This window comes from Methyloglobulus sp., assembly GCF_040079455.1.
Lineage (GTDB): Bacteria > Pseudomonadota > Gammaproteobacteria > Methylococcales > Methylomonadaceae > Methyloglobulus.
The window spans coordinates 33,906-52,249 of sequence record NZ_JBEBKJ010000015.1 but is presented as its reverse complement, the minus strand read 5'-3'; the positions used below and the strand labels follow the sequence as shown (position 1 = coordinate 52,249).

Genomic DNA, 18,344 nt, shown 5'->3' with positions numbered 1-18,344 from the left:
CAATTTTTCGCCGGCGTATATCATCGAGCGAGTGGAAGGTATGTTAGCCACGCTCTCCACGAACAGTATTTACCCGCATCTTAGCTTGGGGGCTGGACAGCGGTTTGCGTCTAAGGGCGGTTATATTGTTAAAGTATCTCCCGATGGACATTTGTTGTCAGAGAACGGTTGGATAGTTCCATAAAGCCCAGCTACGTTCCTGTAAATAGCTCTAAGCCAAAAGGCACCATATCCTGAGGAAGGATGGTATCAATTGGGATAGTTTAACTTCCCTTCGGCTCCGCTCAGGGAACTATGCGGACACAACGCAGGCTCCCTGAGCGGAGCCGAAGGCATGTTAAACATTAAAAGGCCGGATCAATAGAAGAAAATGGATTGATTAATTATGCACATTACTGATATTAAATGCCCACATCCTTTGGTAATAGCCATTGCTTTGCTATTGTTTGTGACCAGTACCATCATCAAAGCCGAAGCCACACCTCAATCGAGTTATTCGCGTTCTATTCATGGCTATAAAGTCCCGAGTGTCGATGTAGTCACCCAAGATGGACGAAAAACTCAACTTTCCGTTGTCCTGGATCAGGGTAGTCCAGTCATCGTGAATTTTATTTTTACGACCTGCAGTACCATCTGCCCAATCATGACGGCGATATTGTCCAAAGTCTATGAATCTATTGGCGCTTCATCGGCCAATCTGCGATTCGTTTCGATCTCCATCGACCCTGAACACGATACGCCTGCTACGTTGGCCGAATATGCCAAAAAATTTAAGGCCGGATCAAATTGGCAGTTTTTGACTGGCGACCTTGCCGAATTGCAATTGATTCAAAGAGCTTTTGATGCTTATCGTGGCGACAAAATGAACCACACATCATTAACCCTCATGCGTGCTGCCAATTCCAGTTCCTGGGTGCGAATTGAAGGAACCGCCAACGCCCATGATTTGATAAATGAATTCAATTCGCTTTAGGCGGTCTCCCATTAGGGTTAACAAATTGTGGATGTTATTTTAATATCTTAAGCTGGTATCTAAGTACTTGCTTAGTTGTCTGTAATTTCTCACGTTCTTTCTCGTTTTTAGTCCAAATTGAAGAGGCGGAAAATTATAGTGGCTATCGTAATTCGATTCCGATAATTATCGATAGAACTTATTATTTGAATATAAGGAAGATAACGCGATGAAAACACTATTTACCTTGTTGTTATTGATAACATTTTTGTCTTTAACAAAAGGCAATGCCCAACAAAAACCAGGAGCAGATATGCAACCAGTTGACCTACAGAATAAAAGCGAAAAGCACTACAGCAAACCAGCGGATGACGTGCTACGGCAAAGGCTAAGCGATTTACAATACAAGGTCACCCAACAAGAAGGTACAGAGCCGCCTTTCAACAATACCTACTGGGATGAAAAACGGGCAGGCATCTATGTGGATGTCGTCAGTGGTGAGCCGTTGTTTTCGTCGTTGGATAAATTTGATTCTGGTACCGGTTGGCCGAGTTTTACCAAGCCGCTGGCTCATGAAAACATTGCCGAAAAGAAAGATAACCGATTATTTTTCTCGCGTACCGAAGTTCGCTCCAAACATGGCGATTCCCACCTCGGCCATGTTTTCGATGATGGCCCAAAACCGACCGGTTTACGTTATTGCATGAATTCAGCATCATTGCGGTTTGTCCCGGCAGAAGATTTGGCAAAAGAAGGCTATGGGGAGTTTTTGCCGCTTTTCCAAAATAGCAAACCCCAACATAAGTAGCAGGAAGTAAGACTATTTGTGATTGATTTAGGGTGTTAGGATAGGTTTTTCGTGCGGTGGAGACGTACTAAGATCGTCACGCCTAATTTCCCTCATAGGAATTAAAAGCAAAAAATGCGTACATTACATTCTACTAATATCTTCTTGTGCATAGCGCTTATTGTTGCTTTTCTTTTAGGATTTTATATTCGAGATAACTGGTTTGGTCAGCATGTTGCACAGCCTATAAAAAATGTTGAAGCTAAGCCTTTGCCAAATGATGGTATCAATACCAAAAGGCAAGAAACCCAACAAATCGCCGCTATCAACCCAGATATTGCCAAGTTAATCCAGGAAAATGCCTATTTAACGGCCAACTGTAATTCTGCAACCACGCTTGTTGAAGGTTTAGTACAGCCCAATTTAAGTGCTCCAAGTAAGCCGGCATCGGAATTACTTACAACTTTAGAATTTTTGTCGGCTCAGAAAAAAACAGTTGACGATTTACAAGCGAGTGCTGAGTTTCAACAGTTAATGGCATTAATGCAGGCTGATCCGGCAGCAACCAAACTTGTGATGGAGCGTTTCTTGGAGGTTGCTGGTACGCCATTAGGTGACATGCTTAGCTCTGCCCTATTGGCAAGTGGGGGAGCTTTCGATGCCCAAGCTGTCGCTGTACAGCTATTGCGTGATGGCACTCCGCAACAACGTGTTGGTGCGCTGTCAATGTTAGGCCAAGTCGGTGGTACGCAAGATGCACAAACACGAGCTATGGTGCTGGACATATTACAGAATGATTCAGGTGCAAATACGAAGTTAGCTGTCGCAGCCCTGTCTACCCTTAATCGAGTAGGTGACGTTATCTCGCTTACAGAACAACAAGATGTCGTTGAAACAATAACGCCGCTTCTGCATGCTCAAGACCCTCAGTTGAGGGAAACAAGCCTATTGATGCTTTCCCAGTGGGCAGGCCATGATGAGGCGGCACTTCAGACTTTTACCGAAGCAGCCAATGATACAAATCAGGCAGTAAAAGTAGCGGCGATTTCAGCTTTAGGAGGATTTAGCTTTGAAGATGTGCGCGACACACTGTTATCTAAAATACAAAATCCCAATGAAAATTTCGACGTGAAAAATGCGGCGCAGGCTGTGTTAGGCACTTTTCCATTGGATGATCAAGCTTTGAAGGTCTACAAGGAATTCGACCCAAATTCAAGCCCCGATGAAAATCCAGATGGCACTTGGCATCAAACCATAGTACGTGATGCAGATACGACTAAATTATAGTATTTACGTTGAAAACAGTGATGCATTGGACAGTAATATGGAGATGATCCATCATGGCAGTTATGGATCATAAGCGGTCACGGATCATAATAGGTTTGGTGTCTTAGCAGAAACCGCTTGAATAGTCGCGGTAAAGGCGCACAATGATCCTATTGTGAAATTGACACAACCGGATAACAAGTTATAACGAGAGATTAGCCTGTAACAGGAGAAGTTTCATGAAGCGAGAACAACATTATCTGATGGGCAAATCTGATTGTACCGCTGCCGCCGTTGTTAAAGGTATTGACCGGGATGTGGAGTGGGGAGAAGATATTCTCATGTTGGGTCTGGGTACCGTCATGTTGTCTTCCACTTTTGCGCCTGTTGCTCCGCCAACTGTGATTTTGCCGCTCGTCGCCCTTACGTTTGCCATCACCTCAAGTTTGGCTCGCATGAATTATCATAATATGGAACGCAAGCTTCTGGCATCGCTGGAACAATTGAATAGCGTCGAACAGACCAAATTGAATCCTATTTGCAAAGTTTTTGTTGAACAACCCATGTGTGCGCTGTCTGAGTCTTATAATCCGTTAAAAAACCTTAAACGCTTTAGTAAAAGCGCGGTAGGTGGCGTGTTAATCAATCCATTTTGGCTGCCTATTTTTTATACCATGGGTATACAGATTGTTGAAGAAAATAACCTCGTTGTGCTGAACAGGGCGGTTATTCGGGTTGAACAAAGGCTTTCGCCAATGTTACGGGTTAATCAAGAGGAACGGGATAAAACACTGCTATAAGCCTAACGCCCGAAACTCAGCGCAAGGTCGGCATCGCTGCCAAACACGCTCGAACTCCTCAGACAGTTGGCGATTGCGGGAAGGCATGGTTGGACTCCAAACCCCACGATACTGGCTGCTTTGCTGGCGAAATAAATAGCCATCACGGTCATTGGTCAAATAAGCCGAAGGATATTGCAAGTCATCTGATTCAATCGGGGTGCGCAATAAAAATGCCGATGGCAGTCGTTGTGCAAGATCAATCAAAGGATGAGGATGGCTGCGTACTGCCAAGGTATCCTGAATAATAATCAATACGTTACCGCCACTGCTGTTAATCGCAAATTTTTTTAGCGCTTCGCCTATATCTAGTCGTCCATATAAAACGTACTCCAGGTCGGGGCTATAAATGCAGATTTGCCGACGTGCTTTGGTTATAAGTTCAAGTGTTGCTGAGACTGTACCCTCCAAGGTCTTGAATTCGGCGATTTCAACTAATGCATCACGCGGTTTTGGGGCAGGGCGGCTGGATTTAGTTATCGGTTCTATCTGCAAGCGCATGCGCTGGTGCGGGATATTGGCTTCGGTAAAAATATCGCCTTCTCTGATAAAGCCGAATTTTTCGTAAAATCCTAACACATCAGTTTGTGCATTAAGGAACACACTTGTCCGTCCTAATTTACGTGCCTTATTGATTAAGTTCAGTAATAATGCTTCGCCGATGCCTTGCCCCCGGCATGTTTGTAATACAGCCATTCGCCCAATTTTACCGTCAGATGTCAGCCTGCCCGTGCCAATCGCTCGATTCTGGTTGTCACGAGCGACAAAGTGGTGGCAGTCTGGATCAACACTGTCGAATTCTACTTCCTGCGGAATGTATTGCTCGTTAACAAACACGGCTACGCGCACGGCGCGGAGATCGTCAAAATCGGCTTGGTAGTTGGCAGGTTCGACGCGGAATTCGGCGATATTCATAGCTTATTCGTTAACGCTAAAGGAATAAAAAAGTCACTTTATTAAGGAACAACAATAATCCGTCGGCGAATTTATTTTTACTGTAAATTTGGCATTGGCTGGCACGTCAAAGGATTCGCCACCTTTGATTTTTTGCCATTGCTCTGAACCAGGCAGCAAGACTTCCAAGTCGCCGTCGATAATTTCCATTATTTCCTTGTCGACGGTGTTAAAGGTGTATTCGCCAGGCATCATAAACCCCAGCGTTTTCATGGAATCGTCCGCAAACTTGACCGTGCGACTGTTGACGTTGCCACCAAAATAAACATTGGCTTTTTTGATGATGGATACATTATTGAATTCTGACATGATGCGCTTTATACAGTTAATTAGTGAATTAAAAATGGCAGACATCATACCAGATTCTATTTTTAGAGATTCCCTTATGTAATCTTCAGCTATACGAATAATTGAATTTTAAAAAAACCGCTGTAAATAAACCCCAGTAAAGGACGCTGGATTTTGCGAAACTTGCTTCGGTGTGCCTTCTGCAACTAACGTACCGCCACCGTCACCGCCTTCGGGTCCCATATCGATAACCCAGTCGGCGGTTTTGATAACGTCCAGATTGTGTTCGATGACGACCACGGTATTGCCGTGATCTCTTAATTTATGCAAGACCGTTAGCAATTGTTTGATGTCATGAAAATGCAAACCCGTTGTGGGTTCATCGAGAATATATAAGGTGGTTCCGGTATCGCGTTTGGACAGTTCCTTGGCGAGCTTGACCCGTTGCGCTTCGCCGCCGGACAGCGTGGTGGCATTTTGTCCCAAGGTGATATAACTCAAGCCGACTTCAATCAGGGTTTGCAGTTTACGGGATAGGGAAGGTACTGCGCTGAAAAATTCAGCGGCATCTTCGACCGTCATATCCAGGATTTGGGTGATGGTTTTGCCCTTATATCGAATTTCCAGCGTTTCGCGGTTGTAACGCTTGCCCTTACATCTGTCGCATTGCACGTAAATGTCGGGCAGGAAGTGCATCTCCACTTTAATAACACCATCGCCTTTACAGGCTTCGCAGCGGCCACCTTTTACGTTAAAGCTAAATCGTCCCGGCGTATACCCGCGTGAACGTGATTCGTGCGTGGCGGCATACAGTTCGCGTATCGGGGTGAACAAGCCGGTATAAGTCGCCGGATTCGAGCGCGGTGTGCGTCCTATCGGGCTTTGGTCAATATCGACCACCTTGTCGAAATGCTCCAGTCCGTCTATCGCATCGCAAGGTGCGGGGATAACGCCAGCACGGTTAATTAATCGGGCGGCGTGGCAGTACAGCGTATCGTTAACCAAGGTCGATTTACCTGAGCCGGATACCCCCGTAACACACGTCAGTAAGCCAACAGGAACTGAGATTGTTACATTTTTTAGGTTGTTACCGTGGGCATTGCGGAGCGTAATTTGTTTTTTCGTATCGATAGGTGTGGTGGTTTCTGGTACGACAATGCTGATTTTCCCCGATAAATATTGTGCGGTTAAGGATTCGTCATTATTAAGTATGTCATTAAACGTCCCTTGGGCGACTACACAGCCCCCATGCACACCTGCACCTGGGCCTATATCGACAATATGATCGGCGGCACGAATGGCATCTTCATCATGCTCAACAACAATCACCGTGTTGCCCAAATCGCGTAGCCGAAACAAAGTGTTCAACAAGCGCTCATTATCACGTTGATGCAGGCCAATGGAAGGCTCGTCCAGCACATACATCACGCCCACTAAGCCTGCGCCGATCTGGCTGGCAAGCCGAATACGTTGGGCTTCACCGCCAGAAAGCGTGTCTGCGCTGCGATCTAGCGTTAGGTAATCCAAGCCCACATTCACCAAAAATTCCAGCCTTTCTCTGATTTCCTTGATAATTTTTGCGGATATTTCTCCGCGCTTACCAGGCAAATCTAGCTTGTTGAAAAAAGCCAACGATTGCCGGATAGGGAAGTGAGTTACGTTATGTATCGGCTTGTCGTCGATGAACACATTCCTGGCAGAGTTGTTCAACCTCGCGCCATTGCAAGCCGTACAGGGCTTTTGGGATAAATATTTTGCCAGTTCTTCGCGCACCAAAGTCGAATCGGTTTCGTGATAACGTCGTTCCATATTGGCGATAATGCCTTCAAAACTGTAGCGTTTCTTAGTTGCTGCGCCGCCAGTATTTAGGAAGGTGAATTCAATAATTTCTTTGTCGCTACCAAAAAGAATGACGGCTTGGATGTCCTTAGTCAGCTTGGAAAACGGTACTTCAGGATCAAAACCGTAATGTTTCGCCAACGAACTAATGATCTGATAATAGTAAGCGTTGCGCCTATCCCAGCCGCGTATTGCACCGCCAGCGAGACTGATGTCAGGGTTATGAATAATCAGCTCAGGATCAAAATGTTGCCTTACCCCCAGCCCATCACAACTGCTACATGCCCCTTTGGGGTTATTGAAGGAAAAAATTCTTGGTTCCAGCTCAGTCAGGCTATAACCGCAGAGCTTACAAGCGTAGCGTTCGGAAAATATGTGTTCGCTGTTATCGTCTAAGCAAACCGCAATGGCGATGCCATCAGCGATCCGCAACGCAGTTTCAAAGGATTCTGCTAAGCGTAAGGCAATGTCTGAGCGAATTTTGAAGCGATCAACAATCACTTCAATCGTATGTTTCTTTTTTAAATCCAACGTCGGCGCATCATCCAGGTCGTAAACTACACTATCAATCCGCGCCCGAATGAAGCCTTGCGATTTCAAATCATCCAGTAATTGCAGATGCTCGCCTTTACGTTCATTAACTATCGGCGCAAGTAGCATCCAACGTTGATCCTGTGGCTGCGCCAATACCGAATCGACCATCTGGCTGATAGTTTGTGCTTCTAGCGAAGTTTGGTGTTCAGGGCAGCGTGGTGTACCGGCACGGGCATACAACAAGCGTAGATAATCGTATATTTCGGTGATCGTACCGACGGTTGAGCGCGGATTGTGCGAGGTTGATTTTTGCTCGATGGAAATTGCCGGAGATAAGCCTTCGATGTGATCAACATCGGGCTTTTCCAACCGCGACAAAAATTGCCGTGCATACGCAGAAAGCGATTCGACATAGCGCCGTTGTCCCTCAGCATAAATCGTATCGAAAGCCAGCGATGACTTGCCCGAACCGGAAAGTCCGGTGATAACTATGAGCTTATCCCTAGGTAAATCAAGGTCGATATTCTTCAGGTTGTGCGTTCTGGCACCACGGATGCTGATCGTATCCATTCGTTAAGAGGGGTTATTTAAACAGCTAGGTAATATACGATTAAAAGTACGTTAAGACAAACGCGGATGTTTTGGCTCACTTAAATTTAAGTCATCGTCATTTCCCTTGTTTCTGCTGGGTTCTTGATCGGTAGTTGAGGCATCCATTTATGCAACAATCCGTTGGCGTTTGATTAAATCGACTCTTGTTCGAGTGCTATTGAACCGAGAGAGCGGATATCAACAAGGAGACAGATAAAATTCGAACGGTGAATATGGCTACGCCGTTTTGGGAACATGCCACCCGTGATCAAAGCGATTTTGATCGGCATCTGGATTATATCCATTATAATCCTGTCGAACGTGGTTTGGTTGAACGAGTTTCCGATTGGCCATATTCGAGTTTTTATCGATTTGTACGTGGAGCATTATCCCAAAAATTGGGTTGCACCGCTTGATTTAGATTATTTTGATTTGGATTGATGGTTTTTTAATCTAAAGGCGAGTCTTGACCTGCCCTACGCTGTTTTTTATAAAAATTAATATATTATAGAGCTTAATGAAATCAAGCAAACTCTTCGGCTTACATTCAGTACAGGCGGCAATCGATTATTCGCCGAGTAAAATCATGCGGGTTTGGGTTGATGCACGGCGTGTTGATAAGCGTTTGGGGGTTATCATCGACAACCTCATGGCACTGGGCATTGAACCAGAAAAAACGGACAGGAAAAAACTTGACCGTTTGGCTGACGGGAACAATCATCAAGGCATAGCGATGGAAATCGAAATGCCGGAGGAGCAATGTGAAAGCGATTTAAAGACGATGGTGGAAAACTTGACCACCACAGCATTGTTGCTTGTGTTGGATAATGTACAAGATCCCCATAATTTCGGTGCTTGTTTGCGAACTGCTGATGCGACAGGTGTACAAGGCGTTATTATCACTAAAGATAATGCCACTGGTATTACACCAACGGTATGTAAGGTAGCCAGTGGTGCGGCTGAAACCGTGCCGGTTTATCAAGTGACTAACTTAGCAAGAACACTGCGTTGGCTTAAGGGCGAAGGTATTTGGATTATGGGTGCTGCTGGTGAAGCAAGCCAAACCGTTTATCAAACCGATTTGACTGTGCCTATGGCATTGGTTATTGGCGCGGAAGGGAAGGGGCTGCGGCGGTTGACCAAGGAACAATGTGATATATTGATTAAGTTGCCGATGTTAGGCCAAGTAGAAAGCCTTAATTTGTCCGTTGCTACTGGCGCGTTTCTTTACGAAACTGTGCGGCAGCGTTTAACAACCCAATGACGCTAAGTTAAGAGATTTAGTCCCTTCTTCCTTGAGGGACGACCGCCAGGGATGGTGGAAGTGCGGTAGCAGCTATGGAATCTGCGCCGCTAAGGTTAGGATGAGGGGAATACATACTTGATTTAATTCTCCTCACCCCGACCCTCTCCAGCAGGAGAGGGAGTTTTATTTTAACTTAAGGGAACCTCTAATAATCCCCTCTCCCTCTGGGATAGGGCTAGGGTGAGGGATATAATTGCTTGATTTTATTACCCTCATTCAGGCCTTCTCCCAGAGGGAGAAGGAGTTTTTTGAATTTTTAGAGATTCCCTTAACAGCATTCTTCATAACTTAGAGTATGCAATCTAACTTAACACACCAGCTTCAAGGCGAAAACCTAAGCTGCATCCGCGACGACAGGGAGTTATTTGCAAACCTCTGTTTTGCTGTGCATACGGGACAAGTTTTACTGTTAGAAGGCAAAAACGGCAGTGGAAAAACGTCTCTGTTACGTATCATATGTGGCTTTCGTGAGCCTGACACCGGGGCAGTTTCGTGGTGTGGAGAAGAAATTCCGCAAAGCCAATATTATTCGGATATGGCTTATGTTGGGCATTTGGATGGCATTAAAAAAGAATTGACCGTGAATGAAAATTTGAGATTGTCTCTTGCGCTTGGGCAGCCTGGAAAATTGACTATCCAACAGGCTTTGGGAAAAGTGCAATTGGTCGGTTATGACGATACCTTGATTCAAGCCCTTTCAGCCGGACAAAAGCGGAGGTTATCGTTAGCACGGCTGTTAATTACCCATAATATCTTGTGGATACTGGACGAGCCGTTTACTTCGCTAGACAAGCAAGGCATCGTGCTGGTTGAGGAATTAATGGCTGAACACTGTGCTAACGGCGGTATGATGGTGATGACATCACACCACGACGTTAATCTGCAAGGTGTTGATGTGCAAAGTATAAGGTTATCCTGATGGCAATGTTTGATGCGTTTACCGCGATTGTTCGCCGTGATTTGGTATTAGCCATGCGACGACGTTCGGAGATTGCCAATCCGGTGCTGTTTTTTATCCTTGTCATCACCTTATTCCCGCTAGGGATAGGCGCGCAGCCCAAGTTATTGCAAGCGATTGCGCCTGGTATCATCTGGGTTTCAGCCTTGTTGGCTACCATGTTATCTTTGGATAGCTTGTTTCGTTCCGATTTTGATGATGGTTCGCTAGAGCAGATTTTGTTGAGCCCATACCCAACATCAATTCTTGTTTTAGGCAAAATAACGGCGCATTGGTTAACAACAGGTCTACCATTATTGATTGTTGCGCCCTTATTGGCGGTTTTTTTAGGCATGCCTAATGAATCCTTAAGCATTCTACTGATAACATTACTGCTAGGAACACCGATATTAAGTTTGATAGGTGCCGTCGGGGTGGCTTTAACGGTTGGTTTACGCCGAGGTGGAATGATTTTGTCTTTGTTGGTGTTACCTTTATACGTTCCGGTGTTGATTTTCGCCAGCAATGCTGTCGAAATGGCGAGCACTGGTTTACCTGTAACGGCTCAAATCAACATCCTGATTTCAATGTTGTTGATGGCATTGGTGTTAGCGCCGTGGCCGACTGCTGCTGCACTAAAAATGAGTATAAATTCCTAATATCCCGTAAAATAGTTGCAATATCAAAGCAAACTGGAGTGTGGCATTATGGGTTCGGGCAAATATCTTTCCGTTTTTACCGTAGCGACTGAGCAGCAAAGAAAAGACAATTTTGAGGATTACTGGAAGTTTACCCAGCAACATGGTGGCGAATTATTCGAGGCCGATAAAGATTTAGCCAAAAAGCGGACGCGTCTTAAATATTTTGAAGACAACCCAGTACACTTACGTACTCCCTTGGCAAATCCCGATGTTTTTTATCGCAACTATGTTGAGATGAAAGACGATCCGAAGACATTGGATCGAATGACGCTTATGTTGACTGGGATCTACAAGTTTGCCCGTCACGAATGGGTGGGCATAAAGGGCGCATGGGATGTGATTCCAGATATGGCCAATTCTCACTCTGTTGAAGATAAAATCAGTCGTGTACATCTGGCAGAAGAGTTTTGTCATGCCCGTTTGTTTAACGAAATGTTGCGTACTTGCGGCTTAGACAAAGTGGAATGGGTGCCTTTATCACCTGCTAAAGAATGGGTTTATGAGCAGTTTCCCAAATTGCCTGGTGTGCTATTGGATGGCCCTGCTTTCGTAACCGAATTAATGGGAGTTTCATTCTATTTGCATCTGGATCGGTTATTTGATGATGTCTTGGCGGACGAGCCTGAAGTCAAACAACGTCTACGCGAATTGTTGAATGAAATCACCATAGACGAAGTCGCTCATGTCGGTCAACGCAGAAACTTCCTTGGGCCGATTGCTACTAAGCTCTCAAAAATGATGGTAGTGCCGTTATTCACAATGTTCTATCGGGATATTCCCGAAATAGGACAATTATTTAATGTTGACCAAATGATTAAAGACGGTTTGGCGTTCGATTTTACCGCTGTACCTGATGATCTGGTTGACAAGAGTTGGATACCTTCGTATTGCAAGGCTTAACGAATCAAAAAACAAGCCGCAAGGTTGCGGCTTGTTAACCAACTGATTTTGAATCACCGCCTTTGAGTTAACTCCTTATGTTTTTAGTGCCAGATTCGGTCGTGCGGTTTTTTCATCGCATGGCTTCTCCCCCCCATTTTTACGCGTTTTCTGAACGTTTAATGCCGTGGCTAGTCGTCATCTTTCTGTTGCTAACGGTAACCGGACTTTATGGTGGCTTGTATCTTGCTCCGCCGGATTACCAGCAAGGCGATAGCTACCGCATTATCTACATTCATGTGCCTGCCGCTTGGATGTCGTTATTTATCTATGTGGTGATGGCGCTTGCTGGTGCAATAGGCTTGATATGGCGCATTAAGCTGGCGGAAATTGTCATGATTAGTAGCGCATCTGTTGGGGCCAGTTTCACCTTCATTGCGCTGGTGACGGGTTCGTTATGGGGCAAACCCATGTGGGGTACTTGGTGGGTTTGGGATGCTAGGTTAACTTCGGAATTGATTTTGCTATTTTTATATTTAGGCATTATTGGCTTGTACGGGGCAATTGATGACAAACGTACTGCTTCTAAAGCTGTCGCTATTCTGGCTTTAGTCGGCGTGGTCAATATACCAATTATTCATTATTCGGTTGAATGGTGGAATACCCTGCACCAAGGCCCCACAGTCGCTAAAGTGGGTAAGCCGTCGATACATCTGAGCATGCTCACACCATTATTGTTAATGGCCTTGGCATTCAAAGTTTATTATGCGATTGCCTTGATTTTGCAAGCCAGAGTTGAGTTATTACAGCGGGAACGTAATTCCCAATGGGTTAAAGTGAAAGCTACAGAGGAGGAGGGCAGGCTATGAGTCTACAAGAGTTCTTGGCGATGGGCGGTTACGGTTTTTATGTGTGGATTTCGTATGGCATCTGCTTGGTTGTGCTGCTTGCCAATGTGGTGATACCCATTATCCAACGTAAGAATTTTTTAAGACAACAAGCACTGAAACAAAAACGGCAAGACTTATGAAACCTGCAAGAAGACAGCGACTGATTTTGATTGGCCTGATGGTGCTTGGTGCAGGCGTAGCCACAGCATTCGCGCTGAAATCCTTCAATGAAAATTTGATGTACTTTTTCCCACCTACCGATGTGGTAGAAGGTAAAGCGCCTAAAGACGCTTTGTTCCGCTTAGGCGGCATGGTCATTAAAGGTTCGGTAGAAAGACCGAACAAAGGAATGATGGTGCGCTTTAAGCTGACTGATTTTAAGAAAGAAGTGACAGTTGAATATACTGGTATATTGCCGGATTTGTTTAGGGAAGGGCAAGGTATCATCGCGCACGGTAAATTAAACCCACAGGGTGTTTTCATTGCCGAAGAAGTGTTGGCTAAGCATGATGAAAATTATATGCCGCCCGAAATTAAGGCGACTTTGAAAAACCAGGCAACTCCACCATCAGGACAAACTAAATGATTCCTGAAATCGGACATTTTTCCTTGATTCTTGCCTTGTGCATGGCCTTTGTCTTGGCCATTGTACCCATCGTAGGTGCTACTCGGTCGATATCTGGCTGGGTTGCGATTGCCAGACCAACGGCTTTTGCCCAATTGCTATTTGTGGCGATAGCCTACGGTTGTTTAACTTACAGTTTTTTAACGCATGATTTCTCGGTGAAATATGCGGCGATGAATTCAAATACTGCCTTGCCCGTTTTGTATTTGGTTTCAGGCGTTTGGGGCGCACATGAAGGCTCGTTATTGCTCTGGGCATTAGTGTTATGTTGTTGGACGGCTTTGGTGGCACGATTCAGCCGAGCCATTCCAGATGCGACAGTTGCACGGGTGTTAGGTGTAATGGGCATGATTTCAATCGGTTTTCTCCTGTTCCTGTTATTGACATCAAATCCGTTTGAACGCTTGTTTCCAGCTCCCCTTGAAGGACGCGATTTGAATCCTTTGTTGCAAGATGTCGGACTTGCGATACATCCACCTATGCTCTATATGGGCTATGTCGGTTTTTCTGTGGCTTTTGCTTTTGCGATTGCGGCTTTAATGCAAGGTCGGTTGGATGCCGCTTGGGCGCGTTGGTCTAGGCCATGGACAACGGTTGCCTGGATGTTTCTAACGCTGGGTATCGCATTAGGCAGTTGGTGGGCATATTACGAATTAGGTTGGGGCGGCTGGTGGTTTTGGGATCCTGTTGAAAACGCCTCGTTCATGCCTTGGCTGGTCGGTACGGCGTTGATCCATTCCCTAGCGGCGACTGAAAAACGTGGCGTATTTAAAACTTGGACGGTTTTACTGGCGATTTTTGCATTTTCATTAAGCCTATTGGGGACGTTCCTGGTGCGTTCCGGCGTGTTGACATCCGTTCATGCCTTCGCCAGCGATCCAGCCAGAGGCTTGTTTATCCTGATTTTTCTGGCGATTGTTATCGGTGGATCTTTGTTGCTATATGCCGTACGTGCCCCCGCAGTTAAATCCAGCGCGACTTTTGAGCCAGTTTCAAGGGAATCGGTGATTCTCATCAATAACGTATTGCTGGTCGTGACAGCTGCCAGTATTTTGTTGGGTACGCTTTATCCCTTAGTGATTGATGCATTAGGCTTAGGCAAAATTTCAGTCGGTCCACCGTATTTTAATGCCGTATTCATTCCATTAATGGCACCTTTGGCGATTGCCGTGGGTGGCGGCATGTTATTACGTTGGAAACGCGATAGCCTAAGCGATCTTACCTCAAGAGTGCGCTGGTTTATTTTGGGCTGTGTGGTTGGCGGACTGGCATTGCCTTTGCTTATGCCATTTTATTCCTGGGCTGCGGCGTTGGGATTGACGTTGGCTTTATGGACGGTGGCAATGACTGTGCTTTCTTTCATTGATCGACTGGGTGATAAAGGCTTTTCATGGGAACGTCTGGCTAAAATACCTGCTGGATTTTATGGGATGACGATTGCTCATCTAGGCATTGCTGTATTTGTGGTCGGCATTACCTTGACTTCTGTTTATAGTATTGAGAAAGATAGTCGTATGGCTCCTGGCGAAACACTTGAGCTATCCGGTTATAAATTCAAATTCCAAGGCATCAAACAAGCCCAAGGGCCTAATTACATTGCCCAACAAGGCCTGGTAACCGTAAGTCATGAAGGTAAGCCGGATGTCACGCTTGAACCACAAAAAAGGGTTTATCAAGTCCAAAAAATGCCGATGACTGAGGCCGCTATTGATGCCGGATTATTTAGGGATCTGTTCGTTGCAATCGGCGAACCGTTAGGTGACGAAGGCGCATGGAGTCTTAGGATTTATTACAAAGCCTTTATTCGATGGATATGGTTAGGTGCGGTATTCATGGCGATAGGTGGATTGTGTGCCACTTGCGATAAGCGCTATCGAAGTCCTAAAAAAGAAGCAATCAAACCATGAATATTAATGAAATTAAAAGGTTTGCTTTATTAATTGATGCTGACAATGCACAAGCTAAGGCCATAGAAGCCATTCTAACAGAGGCGGCAAGGTATGGAGATGCAACTTCACGGCGTTGTTATGGAGACTGGACGAATACACAGTTAAGTGGTTGGAAAAATGTTCTCAATAAACATGCCATTCAGCCAATACAACAGTTTGGTTATACTTCAGGGAAAAATGCGACTGATTCTGCGTTAATTATTGATGCAATGGATTTGCTTTATACTGGCAAATTTAATGGTTTTTTTCTGGTTTCAAGCGACAGTGACTTTACTAAACTAGCAACTCGTTTAAGAGAGGAGGGTCTTGAAGTAATAGGGATAGGAAGACGTAAAACACCAGAAGCATTTAGAGCGGCGTGTAACAAGTTTATTTTTACTGAAACAATTATGGTTGATGAAACAACATCGAATTTGGCTACAGAAATCAAATCGCCAATTAAAGACAATGATGTGGTTTTAACTGAAAAAAATAATTTGATTCCTAAAGCCGCCGAGTCATTAGCTGATCCTGAGTTAAAAAAATTAATTATTGAGGCAATTAAATCAGCATCTGAGGAAGATGGCTGGGCAAATCTAGGTGGCGTTGGTAGTTGCATTAATCTGATAAATAGTTCGTTTGATCCTCGAAATTTTGGTTTTTCTAAGTTGGGCAAGTTAATTAGATCGCTTAATTATATAGAGTTAGAAGATAGAAAAAATAGCGATACCGGTGGTTCTAATACGTATGTCAAACTAAAAGACCCTAATGCTTAAGTACATAATCCCATTGATATTGTTCGTCGTCTTGGCTGTTTTTTTGGCGTTGGGCTTAAAAGGGAAGCCCGGCGAAATTCCTTCGCCTTTGCTAAATAAACCTGCTCCGGAATTTTCCGCTCCTAAACTCAATGCGCCAAATGAGAAGCTATCACCAGCCGATTTGAAAGGTAAGGTCTGGTTATTTAATGTCTGGGCTTCCTGGTGTGTTTCTTGCCGTGCGGAACATCCGATCATCAATCAGTTGGCGCAGCAACGGGCAGCAATTATTGTTGGTTTGAATTATAAAGATGATCCCGATGCCGCAAAACTTTGGCTGGAAACGCTAGGTAATCCGTATAACGATAGCGTGATGGATGCCGATGGCCGAATCGGCATAGATTGGGGTGTGTATGGCGTACCTGAAACTTTTGTGATGGATAAGCAAGGCATGGTTCGCTACAAACATACTGGGCCGGTGACGGAAGAAGACGTGCAGAATACCTTTCTTCCGTTGATTACCAAGTTGCAGGCGGAATGATGATAAAACCCTGGTTGTACGCATTATTGCTTATGATTTCCATGCAAGGATTTGCTATTGATGACCATCAATTGGCTGACCCTGAACAGCAAAAGACTTACGAGCTGATCAATTCAGAATTACGTTGTCTTGTCTGCCAAAATCAAACCATTGCCGATTCCAATGCCGAACTTGCCGCTGATTTACGTCGGCAAGTCTTTGAAATGCTGCAACAAGGTAAATCTAAAGACGAGATTATCCAGTTTATGACTGACCGTTACGGCGATTTTGTCCTGTACAACCCCCCGTTAAAAACCAAAACTGCGCTGCTTTGGTTAGGGCCGATTGCTTTCTTGATAACAGGCCTGATCATGATTTTTTGGTTCATACGCCGTAAAAAGCAAGCGGCAATCGTAATGTTTGACAAAGGTAAACAGGAAAAAATGCGTCACCTATTAGAAGACACTGAAAGCAGTGTTGAAGATGGAGATAAGTCTTGAATAGCTTATTTTGGCTTGCTGCCGTTGTAATGACCTTGATGGCGTTTCTGATTGTACTGCCGCCTTTATGGCGTAAGCGCGACAATACAGCGGTAGATGACCTGGATCAGCGTAATGTAAGGATTGCACGGGAACGACTAACTGAGTTGAAAGCCAATAAAGCTTCCGGTGGGATTAGCCAAGCGCAATATGATGAGCAAGTTACTGAGCTTGAGCAGGCATTAAGTGACGATCTTGAAATATCGAATTCATCTAACAAATCGGACAGCCAAGGTCGTTGGTTGGTTTATGTGCTGGTCATAGCGATACCTTGTTTATCGGCTGCACTTTATTGGAAGTTGGGCAACTATCAAGCCATAAGCCACAGCAATGAACTAAATCAAGCGAGTTCAGACGCGCCTAGTCCTGAAGCTATCAATAAAATGGTCACGGGTTTAGCCAAAAAATTAAAAGCAGAACCGAATAATCTTGAGGGATGGTTGATGTTAGGCCGATCCTACAAAGAGTTACAACGGTATCCAGAGGCAATTGACGCATTAGCCCACGCTTATCAATTGTCAGGTGAAAAAGCCGAGGTTATGTTGCCTTATGCTGAGGCACTTATGCTAACGAATGATGGTAATTGGGCAGGGAAACCACAAGAGTTGTTAAATAAAGCGTTGGCAATAGAGCCTAAAAGCCTGAATGGGTTATGGTTGTCCGCCCTTGCAAGCGCTCAGCAAGGTGACAAAAAAGGCGCGATAGAATTTCTGCGAAAATTGGAAGCGGTACTGCCAGCAGAATCTGCCGATAAACAACAAATCCATGAGTTAATTGCAAATACAGAAGTTGAATTAACCAATACCTCGCCAGTGACAGCTGCGCAATCTACTGCATCAGCTAGGGTTTCTGTTGATATAAAGGTCAGCTTGGCTGCCGATTTACAAACTGATGCCAAACCAGAGGATACCGTCTTTATCTATGCCCAAGCATTATCTGGGCCAAAGATGCCGTTGGCAATCATCCGTAAACAGGTAAAAGAATTACCCTTATCTGTCAGCCTCACGGACGCAGAATCGATGATACCGAATATGAAATTGTCCAATTTCAAACAAATCAGGTTACTGGCGCGGATTTCTAAGTCCGGCAATGCTATGCCGCAAACCGGCGACTTAATTGGGGTGATTGAACAGGCAAATCTAGCAGACCGCAAGGAAATCAAGATAGTTATCAATGGTAGAGTTAAATAACCGCATTATTAAGTAAGTCTATTT

20 protein-coding genes and 1 pseudogene are annotated in these 18,344 nt (G+C 44.9%); 18 read left to right on the top strand and 3 right to left on the bottom strand.

Annotation, left to right across the window (positions count from 1 at the left end; translation table 11 throughout):
* The 5 genes and pseudogenes from ABL924_RS05615 to ABL924_RS05595 all read left to right on the top strand — a co-directional run.
* Positions 1-184, top strand: a pseudogene (locus ABL924_RS05615) (amino acid ABC transporter substrate-binding protein); the annotation flags it as partial.
* A gap of 201 nt (positions 185-385) precedes the next feature.
* Positions 386-973 (top strand): SCO family protein, encoded by a 588-nt coding sequence (locus ABL924_RS05610; RefSeq protein WP_349026089.1) that lies wholly within the window; start codon positions 386-388, stop codon positions 971-973.
* Positions 974-1,181: 208 nt separating this feature from the next.
* Complete coding sequence (gene msrB, locus ABL924_RS05605) at positions 1,182-1,760, top strand: peptide-methionine (R)-S-oxide reductase MsrB (protein WP_349026088.1); 579 nt, start codon at positions 1,182-1,184, stop codon at positions 1,758-1,760.
* Positions 1,761-1,874: 114 nt separating this feature from the next.
* Positions 1,875-3,026 carry a HEAT repeat domain-containing protein gene (locus ABL924_RS05600; protein WP_349026087.1) on the top strand — a complete coding sequence of 384 codons (1,152 nt, stop codon included), beginning with the start codon at positions 1,875-1,877 and terminating at the stop codon, positions 3,024-3,026.
* Positions 3,027-3,244: 218 nt separating this feature from the next.
* Positions 3,245-3,805, top strand: coding sequence for a hypothetical protein (locus tag ABL924_RS05595; protein ID WP_349026086.1), 561 nt, complete (start codon positions 3,245-3,247; stop codon positions 3,803-3,805).
* Here the strand turns inward: ABL924_RS05595 and ABL924_RS05590 are convergent.
* The 3 genes from ABL924_RS05590 to uvrA form a co-directional block, all read right to left on the bottom strand.
* Complete coding sequence (locus tag ABL924_RS05590; RefSeq protein WP_349026085.1) at positions 3,800-4,759, bottom strand: GNAT family N-acetyltransferase; 960 nt, start codon at positions 4,757-4,759, stop codon at positions 3,800-3,802. The genes ABL924_RS05595 and ABL924_RS05590 overlap by 6 nt on opposite strands.
* 33 nt (positions 4,760-4,792) lie before the next feature.
* Positions 4,793-5,107 (bottom strand): pyrimidine/purine nucleoside phosphorylase, encoded by a 315-nt coding sequence (locus tag ABL924_RS05585; protein ID WP_349026084.1) that lies wholly within the window; start codon positions 5,105-5,107, stop codon positions 4,793-4,795.
* Positions 5,108-5,215: 108 nt separating this feature from the next.
* Complete coding sequence (gene uvrA, locus ABL924_RS05580) at positions 5,216-8,029, bottom strand: excinuclease ABC subunit UvrA (RefSeq protein ID WP_349026083.1); 2,814 nt, start codon at positions 8,027-8,029, stop codon at positions 5,216-5,218.
* A gap of 254 nt (positions 8,030-8,283) precedes the next feature.
* On the opposite strand from uvrA, the gene ABL924_RS05575 reads away from it, so the two are divergent.
* The 13 genes from ABL924_RS05575 (at position 8,284) to ccmI (ending at position 18,320) form a co-directional block, all read left to right on the top strand.
* Positions 8,284-8,466: a hypothetical protein gene (locus ABL924_RS05575; RefSeq protein ID WP_349026082.1), complete on the top strand. Its 183-nt coding sequence runs from the start codon at positions 8,284-8,286 to the stop codon at positions 8,464-8,466.
* A 101-nt stretch (positions 8,467-8,567) separates the two neighbouring features.
* Complete coding sequence (gene rlmB, locus ABL924_RS05570) at positions 8,568-9,314, top strand: 23S rRNA (guanosine(2251)-2'-O)-methyltransferase RlmB (protein ID WP_349026081.1); 747 nt, start codon at positions 8,568-8,570, stop codon at positions 9,312-9,314.
* A 337-nt stretch (positions 9,315-9,651) separates the two neighbouring features.
* Positions 9,652-10,275, top strand: coding sequence for a cytochrome c biogenesis heme-transporting ATPase CcmA (gene ccmA / locus ABL924_RS05565; protein ID WP_349026080.1), 624 nt, complete (start codon positions 9,652-9,654; stop codon positions 10,273-10,275).
* Positions 10,275-10,952, top strand: coding sequence for a heme exporter protein CcmB (ccmB, locus tag ABL924_RS05560; RefSeq protein WP_349026079.1), 678 nt, complete (start codon positions 10,275-10,277; stop codon positions 10,950-10,952). The genes ccmA and ccmB overlap by 1 nt, the downstream gene beginning before the upstream one ends.
* Positions 10,953-11,000: 48 nt before the next feature.
* Positions 11,001-11,894 (top strand): ferritin-like domain-containing protein, encoded by an 894-nt coding sequence (locus ABL924_RS05555; RefSeq protein WP_349026078.1) that lies wholly within the window; start codon positions 11,001-11,003, stop codon positions 11,892-11,894.
* 77 nt (positions 11,895-11,971) lie between these two features.
* A complete protein-coding gene (locus ABL924_RS05550; protein ID WP_349026077.1) occupies positions 11,972-12,742 on the top strand; it encodes a heme ABC transporter permease in 771 nt (256 codons plus the stop codon).
* Positions 12,739-12,903: a heme exporter protein CcmD gene (ccmD, locus tag ABL924_RS05545; protein WP_349026076.1), complete on the top strand. Its 165-nt coding sequence runs from the start codon at positions 12,739-12,741 to the stop codon at positions 12,901-12,903. Before ABL924_RS05550 ends, ccmD begins: the two co-directional genes overlap by 4 nt.
* Positions 12,900-13,349 carry a cytochrome c maturation protein CcmE gene (gene ccmE / locus ABL924_RS05540; protein WP_349026075.1) on the top strand — a complete coding sequence of 150 codons (450 nt, stop codon included), beginning with the start codon at positions 12,900-12,902 and terminating at the stop codon, positions 13,347-13,349. The genes ccmD and ccmE overlap by 4 nt, the downstream gene beginning before the upstream one ends.
* A complete protein-coding gene (locus ABL924_RS05535) occupies positions 13,346-15,295 on the top strand; it encodes a heme lyase CcmF/NrfE family subunit (RefSeq protein ID WP_349026074.1) in 1,950 nt (649 codons plus the stop codon). The genes ccmE and ABL924_RS05535 overlap by 4 nt, the downstream gene beginning before the upstream one ends.
* Positions 15,292-16,092, top strand: coding sequence for an NYN domain-containing protein (locus ABL924_RS05530; protein ID WP_349026073.1), 801 nt, complete (start codon positions 15,292-15,294; stop codon positions 16,090-16,092). The genes ABL924_RS05535 and ABL924_RS05530 overlap by 4 nt, the downstream gene beginning before the upstream one ends.
* Positions 16,085-16,612 carry a DsbE family thiol:disulfide interchange protein gene (locus ABL924_RS05525; RefSeq protein WP_349026072.1) on the top strand — a complete coding sequence of 176 codons (528 nt, stop codon included), beginning with the start codon at positions 16,085-16,087 and terminating at the stop codon, positions 16,610-16,612. The genes ABL924_RS05530 and ABL924_RS05525 overlap by 8 nt, the downstream gene beginning before the upstream one ends.
* The gene (locus tag ABL924_RS05520; protein ID WP_349026071.1) at positions 16,609-17,091 is read left to right on the top strand and encodes a cytochrome c-type biogenesis protein; all 483 of its coding nucleotides are present in this window, start codon (positions 16,609-16,611) and stop codon (positions 17,089-17,091) included. Before ABL924_RS05525 ends, ABL924_RS05520 begins: the two co-directional genes overlap by 4 nt.
* On the top strand, positions 17,088-18,320 hold the full coding sequence (gene ccmI / locus ABL924_RS05515) for a c-type cytochrome biogenesis protein CcmI (RefSeq protein WP_349026070.1): 1,233 nt from the start codon (positions 17,088-17,090) through the stop codon (positions 18,318-18,320). The genes ABL924_RS05520 and ccmI overlap by 4 nt, the downstream gene beginning before the upstream one ends.
* Positions 18,321-18,344: the final 24 nt, after the last annotated feature.